Annotated in this window: 16 protein-coding genes, 1 tRNA gene and 2 rRNA genes; 6 read left to right on the forward strand and 13 right to left on the reverse strand. The window is 42.9% G+C overall.

From position 1 onward, the window contains the following. Positions 1–143 precede the first annotated feature (143 nt). Positions 144–1,241, forward strand: a complete 1,098-nt coding sequence (locus tag WC805_03850) for an ABC transporter substrate-binding protein (protein MFA5967610.1) — start codon at positions 144–146, stop codon at positions 1,239–1,241. Positions 1,242–1,313: 72 nt separating this feature from the next. On the opposite strand, the gene WC805_03855 is transcribed toward WC805_03850, so the two are convergent. The 5 genes from WC805_03855 to WC805_03875 form a co-directional block, all read right to left on the reverse strand. Next, positions 1,314–1,613 (reverse strand): hypothetical protein, encoded by a 300-nt coding sequence (locus WC805_03855; GenBank protein ID MFA5967611.1) that lies wholly within the window; start codon positions 1,611–1,613, stop codon positions 1,314–1,316. 123 nt (positions 1,614–1,736) lie between these two features. Further along, complete coding sequence (locus WC805_03860; protein ID MFA5967612.1) at positions 1,737–2,216, reverse strand: hypothetical protein; 480 nt, start codon at positions 2,214–2,216, stop codon at positions 1,737–1,739. 98 nt (positions 2,217–2,314) lie between these two features. Beyond that, positions 2,315–2,430: ribosomal RNA gene (gene rrf, locus WC805_03865) — 5S ribosomal RNA — on the reverse strand. Between the two features lie 19 nt (positions 2,431–2,449). Beyond that, on the reverse strand, positions 2,450–2,755 hold the full coding sequence (locus WC805_03870) for a hypothetical protein (protein MFA5967613.1): 306 nt from the start codon (positions 2,753–2,755) through the stop codon (positions 2,450–2,452). Positions 2,756–2,846: 91 nt separating this feature from the next. Beyond that, positions 2,847–7,949, reverse strand: a 23S ribosomal RNA gene (locus WC805_03875). Between the two features lie 696 nt (positions 7,950–8,645). Here WC805_03875 and WC805_03880 point away from each other — a divergent pair. Beyond that, positions 8,646–8,933 (forward strand): hypothetical protein, encoded by a 288-nt coding sequence (locus WC805_03880; GenBank protein MFA5967614.1) that lies wholly within the window; start codon positions 8,646–8,648, stop codon positions 8,931–8,933. Between the two features lie 489 nt (positions 8,934–9,422). On the opposite strand, the gene WC805_03885 is transcribed toward WC805_03880, so the two are convergent. Next, positions 9,423–9,872, reverse strand: coding sequence for a hypothetical protein (locus tag WC805_03885; protein ID MFA5967615.1), 450 nt, complete (start codon positions 9,870–9,872; stop codon positions 9,423–9,425). A gap of 173 nt (positions 9,873–10,045) precedes the next feature. After that, positions 10,046–10,486 (reverse strand): hypothetical protein, encoded by a 441-nt coding sequence (locus tag WC805_03890; protein ID MFA5967616.1) that lies wholly within the window; start codon positions 10,484–10,486, stop codon positions 10,046–10,048. A 262-nt stretch (positions 10,487–10,748) separates the two neighbouring features. On the opposite strand from WC805_03890, the gene def reads away from it, so the two are divergent. Further along, positions 10,749–11,264 (forward strand): peptide deformylase, encoded by a 516-nt coding sequence (gene def / locus WC805_03895; protein MFA5967617.1) that lies wholly within the window; start codon positions 10,749–10,751, stop codon positions 11,262–11,264. Between the two features lie 16 nt (positions 11,265–11,280). Further along, positions 11,281–12,240: a methionyl-tRNA formyltransferase gene (fmt, locus tag WC805_03900; GenBank protein MFA5967618.1), complete on the forward strand. Its 960-nt coding sequence runs from the start codon at positions 11,281–11,283 to the stop codon at positions 12,238–12,240. A 284-nt stretch (positions 12,241–12,524) separates the two neighbouring features. Here the strand turns inward: fmt and WC805_03905 are convergent, their stop codons facing one another. Next, positions 12,525–12,983 (reverse strand): hypothetical protein, encoded by a 459-nt coding sequence (locus WC805_03905; GenBank protein MFA5967619.1) that lies wholly within the window; start codon positions 12,981–12,983, stop codon positions 12,525–12,527. 746 nt (positions 12,984–13,729) lie between these two features. On the opposite strand from WC805_03905, the gene WC805_03910 reads away from it, so the two are divergent. Further along, positions 13,730–14,395, forward strand: a complete 666-nt coding sequence (locus WC805_03910) for a hypothetical protein (GenBank protein ID MFA5967620.1) — start codon at positions 13,730–13,732, stop codon at positions 14,393–14,395. Between the two features lie 225 nt (positions 14,396–14,620). Here WC805_03910 and WC805_03915 read toward each other — a convergent pair whose 3' ends face one another. The 3 genes from WC805_03915 to WC805_03925 form a co-directional block, all read right to left on the reverse strand. Next, positions 14,621–15,109 (reverse strand): hypothetical protein, encoded by a 489-nt coding sequence (locus WC805_03915; protein ID MFA5967621.1) that lies wholly within the window; start codon positions 15,107–15,109, stop codon positions 14,621–14,623. A 156-nt stretch (positions 15,110–15,265) separates the two neighbouring features. Further along, positions 15,266–15,892, reverse strand: a complete 627-nt coding sequence (locus WC805_03920) for a M15 family metallopeptidase (protein MFA5967622.1) — start codon at positions 15,890–15,892, stop codon at positions 15,266–15,268. Between the two features lie 116 nt (positions 15,893–16,008). Beyond that, positions 16,009–17,466: a hypothetical protein gene (locus WC805_03925; protein ID MFA5967623.1), complete on the reverse strand. Its 1,458-nt coding sequence runs from the start codon at positions 17,464–17,466 to the stop codon at positions 16,009–16,011. A gap of 506 nt (positions 17,467–17,972) precedes the next feature. Between WC805_03925 and WC805_03930 the strand changes: the two genes are divergently transcribed. Beyond that, positions 17,973–18,239: a hypothetical protein gene (locus WC805_03930; protein MFA5967624.1), complete on the forward strand. Its 267-nt coding sequence runs from the start codon at positions 17,973–17,975 to the stop codon at positions 18,237–18,239. Between the two features lie 47 nt (positions 18,240–18,286). On the opposite strand, the gene WC805_03935 is transcribed toward WC805_03930, so the two are convergent. Beyond that, a tRNA-Ala gene (locus WC805_03935) sits at positions 18,287–18,360 on the reverse strand. Between the two features lie 5 nt (positions 18,361–18,365). Continuing rightward, positions 18,366–19,637: a GTPase ObgE gene (obgE, locus tag WC805_03940; GenBank protein ID MFA5967625.1), complete on the reverse strand. Its 1,272-nt coding sequence runs from the start codon at positions 19,635–19,637 to the stop codon at positions 18,366–18,368. Between the last annotated feature and the right edge of the window lie 183 nt (positions 19,638–19,820).

Raw genomic sequence — 19,820 nt, forward strand, 5'->3', positions numbered from 1 at the left:
TTTACTCCTATTGTAGCACATTATTCGTATATTTACAATTATTTTGTCTACATTATTAACATATTAATCAAATTCTATTATCCTAGAGCTAACAATCCCCACTTTTAAGGGGAATGGCTTATAGCATTAATCTAAGGAAGAGGATGAATAAACAAAATAACTGGTTAGTTGGATCTTTAGTGGCAATAGTCCTGATTGTAGCGGTTGTCTTGTGGTCTAACAGTATAAATACTGGCCAATCGACATCGGAGGGAACAATTAAGATCGGCGCTATTTATGCCCTCACCGGTCCAGCAGCTCAGTTCGGCCAAATGTCGATTCAGGGAGTCAAAGATGCTGTTGCTTATTTCACAGAAACCACTGGTAAAAAAGTGGAATTAATAGCTGAAGATAGTATGGGCGACCCCAAAACAGGAACTATTGCAGCAACTAAACTTTTTACAGTAGATAAAATTAAAATAGCTGTAGTTGGCATGAGCGGTGTTTCAGCCGCAATATCTCCTATCGCTGAGAAAGAAAAGAGTTTACTGATCTCTGACGCAGCTTTATTGGGCCTGACTAAAGACAAACATTATACTTTGCAAAACTTTATGCCATCGTTATCAGACATCGCCAAACAAGTTAATAACAATACCGCGTGGAAAAAAGTATCAGTGGTTTATATTAACGATGAGTTCGGTAATCTGTGGGGAAAAAATATCAAGAATAATCTGAATACAGATAAAACTGTTCAAGATGTTTCTTTCGAAAAAACCACTGCCGATTATCGCACCGGGGCCTTAAAGATTAAACAATTTAATCCGGATGTGATGGTGGTAGTGGGCTATGGATCTGCCCTTAACCAAGTATTCGCTGATCTTACTGTTAATCAGATTACTACACCGATAATATCATACCTAGCCTGTACATTACCGGGCGTTCTTACCGATAAGAAATTTTCTTTAGAGGGACAATATAGTTACGAATATCCTCCGATCAGCAATAAAACCATCAACGATTGGATTATTAAAAATGGTCGGAGCGTGAATACCTTCTACATCGGTGCTTTTGAGAATACTTTACTAGCCTTAACTGCTGCTCGAAAAACAGGCAGTAATCCGGATAATATGATTAGTTATCTCAAACGCAACACGACTCCTGGGCTTTGGGGAGATGTAAAATTTGATAATACAGGGATGGTTAACAGAGATCTTGTGCTGACAAAAATTGCCAATGGCGTTTGTGTGCCAGTTATCAAGTAATTCTTTTAGTTAAAACATTAATCAAAAACCGCAAATTAACTTTGCGGTTTTTTTAATCTAACAAAATGAATTTTAGATGAATTTGCTGACTACTTGATTCAGCCAAGTGCCGACAATGGTGTGGTCAACCGCATAATTCAGAGCAAACAAAGCTACTAGCATAATGACCGCCACAATCAGCAGGGTGATGAGATCGTGCCGAATAATGGCATGTTTTTGGTTGTGCGCCGCCGCCAAAGTGCCTTCAGCAGCTGAGCCGGATATGGCACTGGCTATAGGAGTTGCGGACATACCAATATGCTGATTGGTCTGCTGGTATAACCCGCTTAATCTTTCGATCTCCTTAGCTGTCTTTTTGAATTTTTTCGCCATAGGACTACATATTAATTAGTAAATATATTGTATCACAACCAATAAAGCTAATCTAAACAGAAAATTACCTCAACAAAAAGCCCCTTTTTCAGGGGCGTTTAATCTGGTGGGAATTAAGTGATGTCAGTTGAGCGACAAGGGCGTGACCTTCCAATAATAAAAGATCGAATGGTTCCAGATAGCCGGATCTCCTATTGTATCGGCCAACTTCTCGATCACTTCCCACCTGCCATATGGGCCAGGATCGCTTAGATCATACCTGGTCACATTGTCCTCGCATTCAATAACAGATTGGTCTTTGCCATTCAACCACTCAGGGATAGCAGCAGTTGGTTGGATATCAACCACAAAATCGGTCATCTCTGGCTTTCTACCCATAATGCTTTCTAACGTGTCCATAATGTTCTTGGTGGGATTATAAGGCCCGTTACTAGTAGAAATACAGAGTAGTCTACCTATCGCAGAGTTCTTCACTACAGTGCCAACCAACACAATCCCCTCAATGGTGTCTGTGTAAGAATTTTTTCTATCCGCCGGACTGCCGAGATCTTTGCCAGGTAATTGGCTGGCAATCTGAACAAACTTTTCAAGCTGTTCTTTCATGATATGGATCTCCTCTTGTTGAAAAAGTGCAGACTAGTAATGGAATTTAATACAAAAAATAACCTATTCGGAAGTTATTCTATCTAACCAGTATATTGTCCTGGCACCGACCTACTTTTGCGACCCACAAGGGGTAACTATCATCGGCGCTGAGGTGCTTAACTGCCGTGTTCGGGATGGGAACGGGTGTGACCACCTCGCTTCAGACACCAGGACAATATACTCGTTGTTAATTATTTGCGATCCAGTAGATCGCGAAGTTTTCTGGTATTACCTTCAATAGACAAAAATCCTTGGACACATTCTGATAATGCAAACAAAATCATAGCATAGATAACTCCCCCGATTAACATAGCTAACGCCACCAGCCAAGCCGACTGACTAATAGCCGCCAAGCCTAGCCGATCGATCATTTGGGGATACACTAATATTTCAATAGCCGCTGCTAGACCGCCAACTAAACATAACCAACCTAGCATTTTAAATAGGATGATGAAGGTTTTTAACATTTTGAACTTATCGGATTTATCTTTTTTCATTGCTAAACAATTTAATTCATCATCATTTTACCACAAATTATTTCCCTGCCCTTAATTTACTTGAACTACCGATTAAGAGAAAACTCTAGAGTAAGTCAAGTAATCGAACTATTAGTACAACTCAGCTCAACCCATTGCTGGGCTTACACTTGTTGCCTATCAACCAAGTGGTCTACTTGGGTTCTTATTTCTTGCGAAATGGAAATCTCTCTTGGAGGAGGCTTCGCACTTAGATGCTTTCAGCGCTTATCCCGTCCGGACATAGCTACCCAGCGGTGCTTTTGGTAAAACAACTGGTACACCAGCGGTCCGTTCACTTCGGTCCTCTCGTACTAGAAGTGACTCTCCTCAAATTTCCTACGTGCACAGCAGATAGAGACCGAACTGTCTCACGCATGTGATTCCATTATTACTAATGGCATAGACTATATCTTCATCCTCTGCAATACAACTCATGCAGGAGGAGGTGGCGTGTGATGGCATAAAGCCATCTCATCTCATTGCTCTTGCCAAGCAATTTTGAATCAGTCGTTACGGGGAATAAGATTATTTTGTTGAAGAAAAACTTTGACAGTTTTACTGGTCGTTGTGCGTTTCTTTGAATAATTGTATAAAGCAGTTTCATCCACCAATTGAGCTCTTCTTAAGAACTCTCTGGCGGAAATAGATTTCTTGTTGGTAAGGTTGATCCGGCAAATGGTTAAAACTTTTCCCGCTAATTCACGTTTTAACCGTAAATACGGCAATAGTCTTACGAGCACTTGCTGAACTGACATGGGACTTACAATAGTATATTCTGTCATTCCGTCATTCCGATCCCTGATATATCCGACTTTAAATTTACTTTGGAGCCAAACCAGAAAATCTTTATGATTATTTTTCTGATAAAACACTATGCTGACTCTAATTTGAAAGCCATAAATATATCCGGGACGTTTGACCAATTGAGCCATAATACAACCATCCCCATCCAAGAAACCTGCAATATACGCAAGAAGTTTTTCTGACATAATCTTAATCTTCCCTCGGTATTGCCCTCTTTCCGTTCGGTTGGAAAGTTAGGGTTTCACCGATACAGCCACATTTATTATACGGTATTTCTACCGTAGAACGCAATGTAATTTACGTTCTGAACCCAGCTCGCGTGCCGCTTTAATTGGCGAACAGCCAAACCCTTGGAAGGTGCTGCCCCTCCAGGATGCGACGGGCCGACATCGTATGATGTTCCATTATTACTAATGGCATAGACTATATCTTCATCCTACGCTCGGACTTTAGGTTAAATAACCATATCCTGAGTTGAGATTGTAGGCGTTGGCGTATTGCCCTGCTCTAGGAGCAGAGCCTCCCCTTTCGGGTCAGTCGTTACAGGGTCACTCCGATATCAAAATCGAAGGACTTCCCACGGTATTGCCCTTATTCACATCATTATTTTACCACCTTGTGAATAGTTGGGTTTCACCGTTATAAGCCAAATTTTTTATTTTAGGTGCAGAATTACTTCTGCAGCACCCCGAAACCTTAAAGGTTAAGGTGCCAAACCAGGTCGTCGATGTGGACTCTTGGACCTGATAAGCCTGTTATCCCCGGGGTAACTTTTATTCGTTGAGCTTCGGCGCACCCATGTGCAACCGTCGGATCACTATATCCTACTTTCGTATCTGCTTGACTTGTAAGTCTCGCAGTTAAGCTCCCATATGCTATTGCGCTATCACATCGGTTTCCATTCGATGTTAGGGAACCTTTGAACGCCTCCGTTACTTTTTGGGAGGCAACCGCCCCAGTTAAACTACCCACCAAACACTGTCCCCATACCGGATAACGGCACAGGTTAGAATTAAGAGGTAATCAGGGTGGTATTTCAACGTTGACTCCACCCTAGCTAGCGCTAGGGCTTCTAAGTCTCCCACCTATCCTACACAAACTAGAACTTAATTCAGTATCAGGATGTAGTAAAGCTCCACGGGGTCTTTTTGTCTTGCTGCGCATAGCCGGCATCTTCACCGGCAATGTAGTTTCACCGAGCCCCTCTTTGAGACAGTTTTCATATCGTTATGCTATTCGTGCGGGTCGGAACTTACCCGACAAGGAATTTCGCTTATTGTTGTTTTCTGCCTTGTGGCAGAACCTTTTGCAAGGCTGCATGTCGCCATGCAGATCGGACTATATCTTCCAATCTCTTCGGCAGAGGAGATTGGCTTGGCGTGTAGTCTCTGAGGATCCTCATTTTAAATGAGTTTCCTGCTGATTGTCTGCACTCACAAATTTTTACTCAATGAGTATTGTGAGATACACAGAGTTTCCAGCATATAGCCAAGTTTTACTAAGGCAGCTTTCTTTCCTACCTTAGGACCGTTCATTGATGTTACCTTTTTTCTTGAAAGGGTTAACCATTTCTGATTAACACTCATGGTCGCCCATGAGATCGGACTATATCATCCTATCAACTTACTACTGACAGGTTTGGCGTATAGTCTCTGAGGATTCTTTCTTTGGAATATTTCCGTTTGCCACCGCGATTCATTTGTTCTCGCAAAGATAATACCTTCAAATAATCAATGTCATTCGTCATTGATTGTGACAAAATATTGACTACTTCTTTGAAACGAAGGAATTCTTGATGTTTTGTACCTACTAATGGGAAGTGGTCAAAGAAAGGAACAACTTTTGTGGTTAGATCAACTAAATTATTGACCTCGTAATACCACCCGTTGTTGCCTGCTTTGCGTAAACTTCCACACTGCAGTGTTCGCTGAAAAAGATACAAAGGCTCATCATCTTGTTGAGAAACATTGAAGGCAGCAGACAGTTTCCAATGTCGTTTATAATCGGTTCTCCGACGACAAACAACCATGAAACTGCCTTCACCCAGAGCAAATCCAGATAGGAAATTGCCAAGGGCGGGGGAAATTGATTCCATTGAAAGTCTTTCCTGCTGATTGCCTGCACCTGACGCTTTTTCAGTCTCAATCATACCTATATTGTATATGATTCCGACTAGCGCAGGATACTACATCTTTCACAGAACAGGTGTTCCAGCATATAGCCAAATTTTACAACTACCATGGTCGATAGTTACGGCCGCCATTCACCAGGGCTTAATGTTTCAGCTTCTCCGGATAAATCCGAATAACTAATCTACTTGACCTTCTGGCATTGGGCAAGCATCAGTCCCTATACATCTTCTTTCGAATTGGCAGAGACCTGCGTTTTTGCTAAACAGTCGCATGAAAAACTTTTGCTGTGGCCTCATTGACCCTAGAAAACTAAAATCGTAGAGGCAGTCCTTATTCCGAAGTTACGGACGCTTTTTTGCCGAGTTCCTTAAAGAGGGTTATCTCGATCGCCTTAGTCTACTCGACCTACCTACCCGTGTCGGTTTGTGGTACGGATACTAACAATTCTCGCAGAGAGGTTTTTCCAGTCAGTTTGGATGAGTTAAATCGCATTCTGGCAAGCCAGAACACTTTCCGTAACTTCTCGCGGTTGTCCTAAAAGGACAGCTCCCCGGATTTGCCAAAGGAACCCCACTAAAAGCTTGGACGGGTAAACCTATGCCCGCTCAACCTGCCAACCCGCGTTACCCCATAGCTAAATTGAACACATCTGCAACCGGACGTCCATTCTGCCTTGCGGCAAAACAACCTTTCCAGCGTAGAACGCGCCCAATTTCGGACGAATTATCAGTAGTACAGGAATATTAACCTGTTGTCCATCGACTACGCCTTGCGGCCTCGCCTTAGGACCGACTAACCCTGAGATGATTAACATAGCCCAGGAAACCTTAGGTTTTCGGCGCGCAGGTTTTTCACCTGCGTTATCACGTTACTCGTGCCGACATTCTCACTTCTGCCCGCTCCACCCAACCTTACGGTTGAACTTCACAGCCGAGCAGAACGCTCTTCTACCACTGGCTCTGATAAATCAGAACCAATCTGCAACTTCGGTACTCAGCTTGAGCCCCGATAAATTTTAGGCGCAAGAATACGTCGACCAGTGAGCTGTTACGCTTTCTTTAAAGGATGGCTGCTTCTAAGCCAACCTCCTGGTTGTTTATGTATTCTTACTTCCTTTGACACTTAGCTGAGATTTAGGGACCTTAATTGGCAGTCTGGGTTTTTCCCCTCTCGACCATGGCGCTTAGCCGTCACAGACTGACTCCCATGTTATTGACCGAGAAGTATTCGGAGTTTAATTGGACGCGGTACGATTTCTCGCCCGAATCCATTCAGTAGCTCTACCACTTCCGGGAACACATGAGGCTATACCTAAATATATTTCGAAGAGAACCAGCTATCTCCGGGTTCGATTGGAATTTCTCCGCTAATCACAGTTCATCCCCTCACTTTTCAACGTAAGTGGGTGCGGCCCTCCACTGCTTCTTAGGGCAGCTTCAGCCTGACCATAATTAGATCACCCGGTTTCGGGTCTAATCCCAACAACTAATTCGCGCTATTCACACTCGCTTTCGCTCCGGCTCCAGTCCCTCAGGACTTTAGCCTCGCTGCTGAGATTAACTCGTCGGCTCATTCTACAAAAGGCACGCCGTCACCCCGCTTGCGCGGAGCTCCGACTTTTAAACGGGCAGTTGGTTTCAGGTACTATTTCACTCCCCTCTCGGGGGACTTTTCACCTTTCCCTCACGGTACTAGTTCACTATCGGTGAGAAGCAGTATTTAGTCTTGCCAGATGGTCCTGGCGATTTCCGACAGGATTTCACGAGTCCCGCCGTACTTAAGGAAACTGCTCAGAGTTATTTTCTTTTCGCATACGGGACTATCACCCGCTATGGTTGCTCTTTCCAGAGACCTTCTGCTAAGAAAATAATTTTTGACTCCTGACTTGATCTATTGCTCAAGAATGCAATTCCTTTTAACTCCCTTATTGCAACGCCAATAGGCTTTAACACAATAAGAGTTTAGACTCTTCCCTTTTCGCTCGCCACTACTAAGGGAATAAAAACTTTTCTCTGTTCCTCATGTTACTAAGATGTTTCAGTTCACATGGTTTACTTCTCAAAACCTATTTTATTCAGTTCTAAGATATCTTGTTCATCACAAGATGGGTTACCCCATTCAGACATCCCCGGATCGAAGGTTGCTTGGCACCTACCCGAGGCTTATCGCAGCCTGCTACGTCTTTCATCGTCTACTTCTCCCAAGGCATCCACCAACAGCCCTTAAGTAACTTGACCTTATCTCAAGAGTTAAATCTTAATCGGTAGTTACAATAAACTAAGGACAGTTTATTAATTCGTGGAACTAGTTTTCAAGCTGCAGAATGCCCGATTAATACTGAGCGATTCTAATATGAAAATTTATTAGCGGGTTAGAATTTCAGCAGGTTAGCAGGTTAGTGTATTTATTTACCGAGCGCAGTCGAAGCATTACATTATGTAATTCTTCGATTCCACTCAGGTTAAATTTCGCACAGCGATAATAAGGTGTGCTCCACCCTGCGCATAATCTCTTTGCGAAATAGGATATTTATCCTCTTCGCAAAATAGATAATGCTTCGGGGGATTAAATCTTGCACCGCAAGATTTAAAAATAAGGGCTTCAACCCTTACTTCCAAAAAAAGTTATTGGGCTGAATTACGGCGTTCGCTTAAGGTTATATAAAGATCCGACAATTAATTCAGATTGAAGAGAAATTGTGAGATATATATTCAAGCCCATTACTTATCTATATATGTAGTTTGATTTTTGTTTACTTTGGCATCTTATCACTGCAGTATTCGCAAAGCAAGAGTATTCTGCCTTATTCTCCTGGAATAGTCAAGAATGGGCTCCAGAAGCCCTAAAAAACCCTGGGATAGCATCTAGGGATTAGCATCCAGCATCTATGGAATTCTCCTATCTTAGCCGCTATATGCTAAATGCTATATGCTATGAATATGGACGATATCAAAGCTAGTCTAGGCCGGTTCCAGGGTCGGAAACCCAATCCCCACCTCCATTCGGATCTTCACCTTTTGGTCGACGAGGCTCGAACCCTGTTTGGCGAAACCGCCAAAAAAGGTCCCGGTTCTTTTAGTTTTTATTTAGGGTTTTTTAAGCGTCTGGGAGTTAAGCAAGTCCGACAACTTTTGTCGGAAGTGAAAGAGAATAAAGTAGATAATCCCGGGAAGTTGTTTTGGTGGAAAATCAAACAAAAATTAAAGGGAGAATCCTCTTAACTTCTTTATTCCCGAGCTTGTCGAGGGGCTACTTTGCAGTCCGTCATTCTGGCTTGTCCAGAATCTTATCCTAATCAAATATTCTTTCGCTACCACTTTGCTCGTCCAAAGTGGTAGCACCGAAAGGACGGCCAAGTCGTCGGGATTATTCATTGGCCAAATCCTCTTACCGCTAATGGTCGAAACTCCCCCGCATTCGCAGGGTCAAACATCTCCCCGCGCCAAGGATTTGGCTCAATTCAGCACATCCCTCCTCCAATGGCTTTAAGATTGCTCGGATTCCAATGGGCAGACTCCTTGGGGCAGAAAGCGCTAAAGCTCCGCTGGACATGAAATATAACGGCCGTTGTATCTCATGTCTTATGCAGAACTTCAACGGCTCAACCGGTTGAGCCGTTGAAAAATGATAACAAAAAAGCTGGAGGGTGTCCAGCTATGGTTGTGGTCGAGAATGTATTAATGCGCAATTCATGCAGGAGTGCAAGCAAATCACCAAGTGACTTTAATGAAATAGGTATAGGGAGCGCCATCATCCGACGGGCTGTCGTAACAACGATAGGCAGTGCCGCGGGAGATAATCTCGGCTCCAAAACCGCGCTCTCGCAACATTACACTCCCTATCTCTGCTTCTTTTGACCCAAGGAAGTCACGCACTCGCATTTGGAGTAAGACCTCCGTCTTGCCTCGATCAGCCTCCCAACGAATTCTAGGAATCCAGTCTTTTTCTAATCTCTTGGGGACCAGCAGAGTTAAGCCTGCAATGGCACGCTCATTTAGCTCCATTTGCTTGGCACAGCTTTTACGAGCTATCCGTGCGGCCTCTGCCTTAGCTACATCTGCAAGTTTATTGGCAATATTGGCATTAAATACATCACTCTGTTCTGTCACAACTCCCCCTTTTTTGACATCAGTATGGGATATGTCATTCTGTTTTGTCATAGCCCCCTCCTTCTTAATAAGCCACGAAAACAATGAGATGAATGAAAAAAGGAACAATAACATCCACCAAAGAAGATTTGCATTCATGAGTGTATACTCCTTTTAAGATGCAAGATACCTTATACTACCAGAAATTACACCAATAAAAAAGCCGGGGGCACCATCCCAACCGGCTATATTTTTAATGAAAAACTGCTTTTGCTTAAGTAGCGACATCTTAAAACTATCACCGTAGTGAGAATTACAATCCATACTACGGGCGCTGCGAGATCCTGCCAATGATTCTGCCAACGCAATAAAACTACTGTAATGTGTAGGCTTGTAGTAAACAGCCAGACGAACCAAGGTAATAGTTTCTCTGGTTTCCCTTTGCTTATCCCTATCCATTGAGGGATAAAAGCAATCAGGACACTACTTTGAATAATAACATTCGCACCGCTAGAATTTTTGAATACTAACCATATCAGGATAGCAATTAAGCTGATTGCTAATATTACATAGTCTAGTTTTTGTAATTTCTTATGTCTGCCGTATTTCATAACAGGCACAAGAAAAACTATATTAGCAGCCATACTCACTAGCGGGATAATGCTTTTAATTGGATCGGCGGTCATCTGAATATAGGTCAATCCGCTTATCAAACTCACTAAAGCTATGATAGAGCGCGTGGAGATATAGACCTCCGATTCTCGCCTGAGTAGCTGTAAAAAGTACCAATAACTTGATAAGGAGTGGAGCACAGTCATGACCCACCCCAACATAACTGAAAGCTCCATAGCTTGCTCACCTCGTTTTTGTCAAAGAATATCTTATAATAGCATAAAATTGGATAACCCCACCTCTCCTCTTATAGTCAAGGGGAGGTTGGGAGGGGTAATGTATACTAAAAATATGGTGAAGAAGATACTCACATACAACAGCAAGAAGCTGCGGGAAAAATCCCAGCCGGTGAAAAGGTTAGATAAGGCCACTATGCGATTGGTTAAAGATTTAGTGGAAACCCTGCGTTGTAGCGGCGGGGTGGGATTATCGGCTCCGCAAATTGGCATCCTAAAAAGAGTGCTGGTTTATGAATACAAAAAACCGAAAGATTCCACTGACAAAACTCCCGAATTGCCGCTGACAATTTTAATCAATCCGGAAATTATTAAAACTTCTACCAAAATGGAAATGGGCGAAGAAGGTTGTTTGTCCTTCCCTAACTTGTTCGGGCAAGTCGAGCGCTACAAAAAAATTACCGTGAAAGCTCTGGGTATTAATAATAAAGAAATTAAATTTGAAGCGAAAGATTTAGAAGCCCGCATTATTCAGCACGAAACCGACCACCTGAACGGTATTCTGTTTGTTGATCGGTTAGCCAATCCCAAACAAATCTACACTTACCAAATTTAGATACCGAGAACGAGGTATGAAAACTTCTACTAGAAAATACCGGGTAATTTTTATGGGGACGCCCGAGTTTGCCAAGACAATCTTGCAGACTTTACTTGATCTGCCCCAACTCGATATTGTTGCGGTTATCACTCAACCCGATAAACCCATTGGGCGCCACAAAACAGTTCAACCCAGTCCAGTTAAACAATTGGCCTTAGCCAATAGGCTGACAGTGTGGACACCCGAAAAACTGAAACACAATTCTGAGATTCTAGAAAAAATTAAAGCACTTGATCCGGATGTGATCATAGTGGCTGCTTATGGCAAAATTCTGCCACAGGAAATTTTGGATATTCCTGCTCATGGCATCGTCAACATACATGGTTCTTTGTTACCAAAATACCGCGGCGCCTCCCCTATTGCTGCCGCCATTTTGAATGGTGATACTATTACGGGAGTAACCCTAATGAAGATAGATGCCACTATGGATACTGGTCCAATTATAGCCGTCAGCGAACCTGTCCCCATAAAAGATACGTCCACCCAATTAGCTCTTAGCCATGTCCTAGCAAAGGTCGGCGCGGATCTATTGCAACAAAATCTCATCCCTTACTTAGAAGGTGAGATCGCGCCCATATCTCAGGATGACTCCCAGGCGACCTACACTTCTCTCATCAAAAAAGAGGATGGGTTAATCAATTGGCAAGAACCTGCTTTTATTATTGAACGTAAGACTCGAGCCTACACTCCCCAACCCACTACCTATACTTTCTATCACGGCAAACGGTTAAAAATTGCTTTCAGCAAAGTGGTGCCTACCGACCAACCCCGACCAGTTGGCCAAGCCTGGCTGACTTCAGATAAACATCTGGCAGTTTCTACATCACAAGCTAGCCTTCAGCTAGAAGTTGTCTGTTTAGAAGGCAAAAATTTAACCAGCGATCAGGAATTTTTGCGTGGCCACCCAGACATAATTGGAACCATTCTAGGATAACTCTACTTTGATATAATAAAAGTAGTGATTCCTTTACTAATTAGGTAATACTTATAAAGAAAGGAGGAACAAGCGTATGCCATATCTTTATCTGCTCATAGGAATTGTGGACCTGATTTTGGTCTTCATTAACGGAAGCTGGGCATTCACCTTAGCCGTTGTGCTTGGTATCATTTATGTTATCTTCGGCCTCTATGAGGTCTTTATGCCCAAGAAGTAGTTGGGTCAGTCAAAAACAAAATAGCTAGCTGTTATTTAGATATTAGCAAAACCCTTGTAAGAGATTACAGGGGTTTTGTGATGATAAAGTAAACTGCTACGGCTACTGCCAGAACCTGTGGTAACAACCCCCAGAACCAATTAACTGCTTCGTTTCTATTCTGTAAAGTTTCCGTATGCCATTCATGTAACTGCTCAATGATAGGAACTTTATATAATTGCGGCCAAAACAGGAATGGTAAGGCAAGTAAATCCGGCATAATGGCCACTCCCCCAATAACCAGGGTGTAGATCCGCAAGGAAGCGGGGATAATCAGCCAAAATATTATTGCTACGATCATTACATTAAACAACTGCATCGCTATATTAGGCAGGGTAAGTTGAGTTTTTCCGATCGTGTCCCGATGCGGAATCGAGTCCAACACAAAATGGCTCGTCAAAGCCGCCAGTCCGGCTAAAGGCCAGGCCTCCGGTGCATACACGGCAATCGCCGTTCCGACCAAAAAATGCGGTGCCACCAACATACATATATATTAGCATTTAGGGGTTAGCATATAGCATCTAAGGGAAAATAATTCCTCTCTCTCCTCCGGTCTTCGACTCCGAGGCTCAGGCTCGAGGAGCAGGAGGTGAATTTGACGATGTATCCCCTCGACAAGCTCGGGGAATAAGGACAGAGTTCTCACTACGATCGAACAACAAACTTTGCGCTTCCAGAGCCTAAAATACCCCATTTCTCCTAACTTCCCTTGACGAAAAGCTCATTTTATACTACAATATTATAATTTCCTGATGATCTTTAATAACTAGCCATAATCTAGACCCTTGGCCAAAGAAGGTAGCTTAGCAAACCGTTGGTAAACTATCTTCTTTGCTTCTCGTTCGGGTGCCGATCACACCCACCTATGTTCCGAAAACAAACATAAAATTGGTTTTCTTCTTTGTACCTTTGAACAAAAAATGGTTAGCCCGGCGCAAGCCGTGGAGACCGTAAGAGCAGCAAAGGGTTTGGTCATTATTGATCGGGACTATATGACCGTGTACACGTCCGGTTTGGTGCGTTTCATCAATTTGATGATTTCTCGCCAACCTGACATAAAAAGGCTGGCAGCACCAAATTTTTTTACTTTTGGGTGATCTCGTCCAGCCTTTTTCTTTTATCCAGTTATTTGACTTGGACTCATAATTAGAGTAATTTTATTAATCAGATTCTTGTCCTTGAAATTTTAAAGTTGCGATCAAAAAGAAAAGACTGAAAAGGAGCTCATAAATGACTGGTGAGATACCTGACACTATCACTGATCAAGCAGTTGCCGCCGCTGTAAACATCGTCTTTTGTCTTCCTAATGTGTACATAAAACAAGGGATGTTTCCAGCGCACACCAGAGCAATAGCGTTATTTCCTGAACGACGGGAAATGCCCCAATTTACACTGGCTTTAGATAAGTTTAATCATTACTCCACTTCGATTAATCACTTACTTGTGGCCGGCAACCGAGTGGACGTACAAAGCTATGAAGCTATTTGGCAAATTATTAGCGAGGGGGTACACCGCACACACCCGTTCTATGGACATTTCGAGATTCAGAAAGGATCCGAAAACGTAAAAGAACAGGCGGACTGGATAGCTGGGCAGATCAGCGCCCGCAAGATCAAGCACACATTCCTGATCACATCTCAATGGCACATGCCCAGAGTTTTTCTGACCCTATCGAAATCTCTGATTATTAATGGGATGGGACAGACAACCATCATCGAACCAGTTGCAGCACCGGTAGATTGGTTTGCGCCTATTCCAGGTGGAGATGGTACCTCCCCTAATGATGAGGTATTTAAAGAAATGCGTCGCATCGCAGACTATCAGAAAAAGGGCCACGTAGCCACCCTGGAAGAACTACGTGATTATGTACATTTTATTTGCAGTATGGCTACATAGAAAATCTATTTAAACCACAATAAAAAAACGAGGATTTCTCCTCGTTTTTCTTTTATCCAATCGACAATATATTCATTGTATTGTCGTCCTGGCTTCGTCCAGGATCGTATAAGATTCTGGATGCGCCTGCTGGCTTACCAGAATGACGGAAAATAAATATTAGTTACTGAAACAATAGAACACTGTATATACCGTGTTCTATCAGAGTCTTATTGTTTTGATTGACTAGGCCTGGATGTGGGATTCCAAATCCGCTAGCGCATAATTCACATTGTAGATCCAGTGTTCAAAAGGCTTTACATACTTCCATTTAGCTACCATTCCGACAGCAGTTGGCTCGCCATCTTTCTTGTCGTATTTGTACAATAATTCAGAAGTATATTCAATGGATTCTGCCCAAGAAGTAAAGTCTCGGGTTTTGCCAAAGTTAGCACTACCCTTGCGAAAATCTTTAATCCCCCAGGCATTGTAATCCCCGCCCAAGTGTTTGCCATAACCGCTTTCCGCGTTAGAGAGAGCTACAATCATTTCCCAGTTAGAATACTTTAATAGTTCACCAGCAGGTAGCGGACTTTTCTTTTCCTCTAAGAAAATCTGTATCTTTGGTAAAATCATCCGGTTTTCCGGAAGAATTCTTAAGCTGTCGGCTAATAGATTGGTTTGCATAGACGCCGATATAATAAAAGGCGTTAGCATTGTGATCATGCTATCCATATTATTCTCCTTAAGGACTCTGCTGCCTGGAAACCAGATCATCAGAGCAACCTTATTAGTTGTAAACCCCCTCCTTAACTGATCAAATAAGCTTACTCCAAAACGCCTCTTCTGTCAAGAGTTTTTCGCTTCCAGAGCTGATTATTTCAGAGGGGTCTAGGTAATGATTTTGGGGTTATTAATTGCCCCATAAATAGCTGTTTTCTTACCCAAACGCCTGGCCCATTGAATATCGCCATACGACCAGTGCCAATATTCTTTGGGGTAATTAGATAGACCCGCTTTAGTTAATGCAGCAAACATTACCTGCCGATTGCGCCTTAAATAAGCCGGTAATTTAGATTGATGGGACAGAGCGTTTTCTTGATAGTTTAATTTAGAACTCTTCATTGGCACTTTGCGGCCATTTTTTATTAAGCGTAAATCTACGGCTCCGCCCGTCATATGGCCAGATGCCCACTTCCCCTTTGAGTCAGCCACATATTTATTTACTTCTTGCAATACTCTTTGTTTCGACCATTTGGGATGAGTTTTACTAAAGCGTGCAATAAATTCATCAAAAATTTCTTCTTGGATATATTGCGGCCGCCAGGCATCCCCAATTGTAAAATTTACCCCCTGGGGCAAATAACCTTGAGCTTTATGTAACATATTGGCCACGGTTTTGCGCAAATAGGCAGTCTTTTCACGCCGCAGGCGTTTTTTACCTAAACGAATAACAACTCCTGGGCAAGTTTTCTTTAGATCGACTAATGGTTCTCCGCATTCCCTAATTGTGATCATATATTTACTTTCTTACATCGTTATTCTATAACAAAGCGCAGGTTACACTAAAGAGCGCTGAATACCCGCTGTCAGTCAGAATCTTTATCTCGCACTCTCTAAATAAACTTTAGATTCTACTTATCGAAGTAAAATCTTGCATCTCCTGAAATATCGTTGCTAGCAGGTTGCAAAGAACCATTATTAATCCTGACCCCTTCACTCAATATCTTCATCGCCCCCGCTTTCGTTGTAATAGCATTGATTTTGTCTAGCATTTGTTTATAAGCAGCCTTATCAATTTCACTCTCTCCACCATAACTATTAAATTCCCCGACTGATTTTTCTTCCGCACCTATAATTTTATTAATGAGGGTAGTACTATACCCGGCGTCTCCCCAACTTTGTCTAATATAAAAAGCTTCTTCACTCTCGACATACCCAAGTATCACGGCTCCTAATGAGCTATGCGCGATCAGGGTTGGTTTACCTCCCACGAGCGGAATCGAGTATAAATCGGCCGAACATTTATTATAGCCGTCAAAACAAGTACCTAACTCAGAACTACCCATCAGATAATAGACGTTGCCATCGCGCAAATAGAGAGATGAGATGTAGGTATTGGCTGTTATTGTGCCAGGGATTTGTTTTGTTTGACCAGTGAAGGGATCAAGAACGCAGATCTCGGAATCAAATCTTGCTTTCTTCTCTGCCGTATTAGGTTGGTATGAATTTGCCGGTGTATATAACTTATTTCCAAGCACAGAAAAACTGCCCGCCCATGTGCCAGTAGGAATACGCATAACTTCTCGTTTTTCTTTGGAGCCATCGGCCATAAATATTAGATGTTCATATGACTTATCTGTTGCAGCGCGCGTAGCATCGTCCCATACTTTCTCAGTGGTGAGCACCCCCTTAGAAAAGGAATTTAATTGGACCGTTTCATAGTATGGCTCTACAGTCTTGAGCATTGCATTAAAATCACTATTGCAATCATCTGGAACAGCCGTGCCATCACTCATAAACAGTGCGAATGGGTCATTGCGTAGACTGTGGGAGATACGAAATTCACCGGCGATATACTGCCGAGTATGATCCGAAAAAGAATATTTGACTGAGTCGCCAGTTGCAGCAATCCACCAATTCCCATCATATTGATGATAACTACTAAACACTCTGTCAGCAAATGAAATTTGTTTTAGTGTGCCCGCAGGCATAATATCCTGTTTCGCCTCAACGATAACACAAGTCGATCCCGTCTTTTTCAGAACAAAGATTGGCTCCCTAAACCCTGTTGGGAGAGATAGATTAGCATTATTGATTATTGTCCATCCATCAGGCATAACAAAGCGGATATTCTCTGTGTTTGACCGATACCAAGCTCCCAACACCGAAGCATCCGAGTCAGGTTCATTCAATAATTGGGTTGAGTCCGAACGATAGAAATATGCACTCGTTAAGCTGACTAACACAAAAACTAGAACTACCAGGAAAGGTACCCAGGTTTTTTTGCGCTTCCAAAATAAAGCGAGTTTTGTTACTGGTTGATTTTCTGGTTGCGTTAATGCGGGCGGGTCGGTTTGTTCGGGAGACATAATAAAAATTTAACTGCTTCTATAATATCACGAAATTGGCTCTGATAAAGCGTTTTTTACCTAACCTAATTACCACTCCTGGGCAAGTTTTCTTTAGATCGATTAATGGTTCTTGATTATCTTTAATGGAAATCATATATCCCCTTGCACCATTATTTTAGCAAAAATAAAGCGGGCTATTAATAATGCCCGCTATTCACAAAGTGCTTCTGGGGTGATTGGTTAGGGAGGCAAGAGTGGATATTCCACTAGTGTTAGGAATGTCTCCATACTGCATTCCCCTTTGCTAGGCGCTTGGGACCGGCCTTCCTGTGCCTGAGTAAGATACTTCACCCTTACTTCTCCGGTTTCAGGATCAGTCACTATACTGATCACCTCCCTCAGAACAGGCTTGCCCGTTCTGCGGTTTTTACTGTAGTAATGGTGACCGGCGACAATATCTTCGACGCTAAGACGGGACATTTACCCCACCTCGCTTTTTTCAAATCAAAGTAAATTCATATTAAATGAAATATAAAAAAACCGCAACTGCAGCTATTTATTCTCTTCGTGATGGAGCTAGACGGAACCCTCCTGCGTTCAATCTCATCGCAAGTAGATCATCCGTCTCTTGCGATATAGATATCACTGCGGGCGGGCAGGTCGAACTCGCATCCCTGCAACTTGCCCCATTAAAATATATTGCCCATGCTTCGCTTCATCTCATCGGGAATAGATCATTAGTCTCTACCGATATAGATAGCGCTCCGCAGGGCAGTCTTCTTTCTGATTAATTTATACAGCTGGCAAAGCCAGGCGTAGCTCCGTTAGAAGCGAAGACTGGTGGACCTGGCGAGAATCGAACTCGCGTCTCCGCAATGCGAATGCGATGCATTACCACTGTGCTACAGGCCCATTATTTAAATCTCCTTGTATTCTATAGTCTTTTGGCCGATCTTGACCATATTCCCTTCTTTGGCGCCAATCTTCCGAAGCTCCGAGAGCACCCCCATCCGCCGTAAAACTTTATACAGCCGACCAAGGGCTTGTTCGTTATCTAAGTCTGTCCGGATAAGCAGTTTCTCAATTTTATCTCCTTTCACGATCAGTTTGCCTTTAATTTTTTCAACTTCGAACCGGGTACTAGGTAAATCTGCCAATGTGTAAACTTTAACAGCGACACTGGGATTAGGGATGGCTTTGAGTTGCCGCACCGTTTCTTGTAATAAATCAGCTACCCCAGTATGGGCAGCGCCGGAAATGTAAAATACTGGTCGGCCGGTGAATTTTAATTTCTGGATAGCTTTTAATTTCTCGGGAGTTATCGCATCAATTTTAGTAAAGACTATAATTTGCGGTTCGCGAGCCAGGTCTTTACTATACTTTTTCAATTCAGTGTTGATAATTTTGAATTGGGTTTTAGGATCATCTTGCGTCGCGTCAATTAAATGCCAGAGTAATTTAGTGCGCTCGACATGTTTTAAGAAATCTATCCCTAAACCTTTGCCTTGATGAGCCCCTTCAATTATTCCGGGAATATCAGCCACCAAGAATCTCTTGCCGGAAGCGTCAACAATACCAAGATTGGGTATTAAGGTTGTAAAAGCGTAGTCAGCGATTTTAGGCCGGGCATTAGATATCACAGACAACAACGTGGATTTACCCGCATTAGGCAGACCAATGATACCGACTTCGGCAATGAGTTTGAGGCGCAAAATAATATCTTTGTCTTCGCCAGGCTCACCCAGCTCGGCAAATCGTGGCACCTGAAAATTAGACCGGGCAAAACGCGCATTACCAAATCCCCCTTTGCCTCCGGCCGCCACCTTAAACTTCACTCCATCCGCGTTAAGGTCGGCAATAATAAACTCTTTAACCTTACGCTTCTCTGTGTCCACTGCGACGATTTGAGTGCCTACAGGCACCTTCAAGACCATATCCTGGCCCGACTTGCCACTGCACTTACTCGCCCAACCCCTTTCGCCATGCTCAGCCCGGAGATGGCGCTCGCGCAAAAAGGGAGCCAAGCTGCTTTCATTATGATCAGCTATTAGATAGATACTGCCGCCGTTCCCACCATCGCCCCCATCGGGCCCTCCTTTAGGCATATTCCGACTATGCTGAAAACTGGCCAGTCCATTGCCGCCATCGCCCGCTTCCACATGAATTTTAACTTCATCTGCAAAGGCCATAAATTAGGGGCTAGGGAATAGCATCTAGCATTTAAGATTAAGACAAGTTAATTATACCAGCACCTTCTCTACCGTCATTCTGAACTCGTTTCAGAATCTCTATCATATAATACAGGAGATCCTGAAATAAATTCAGGATGACGAAAAATAATAATGGTCATAAAAAAGCCCCCACATAATGCA

Source organism: Patescibacteria group bacterium, from assembly GCA_041659905.1.
GTDB lineage: Bacteria > Patescibacteriota > Kazan-3B-28 > Kazan-3B-28 > UBA10110 > UBA10110.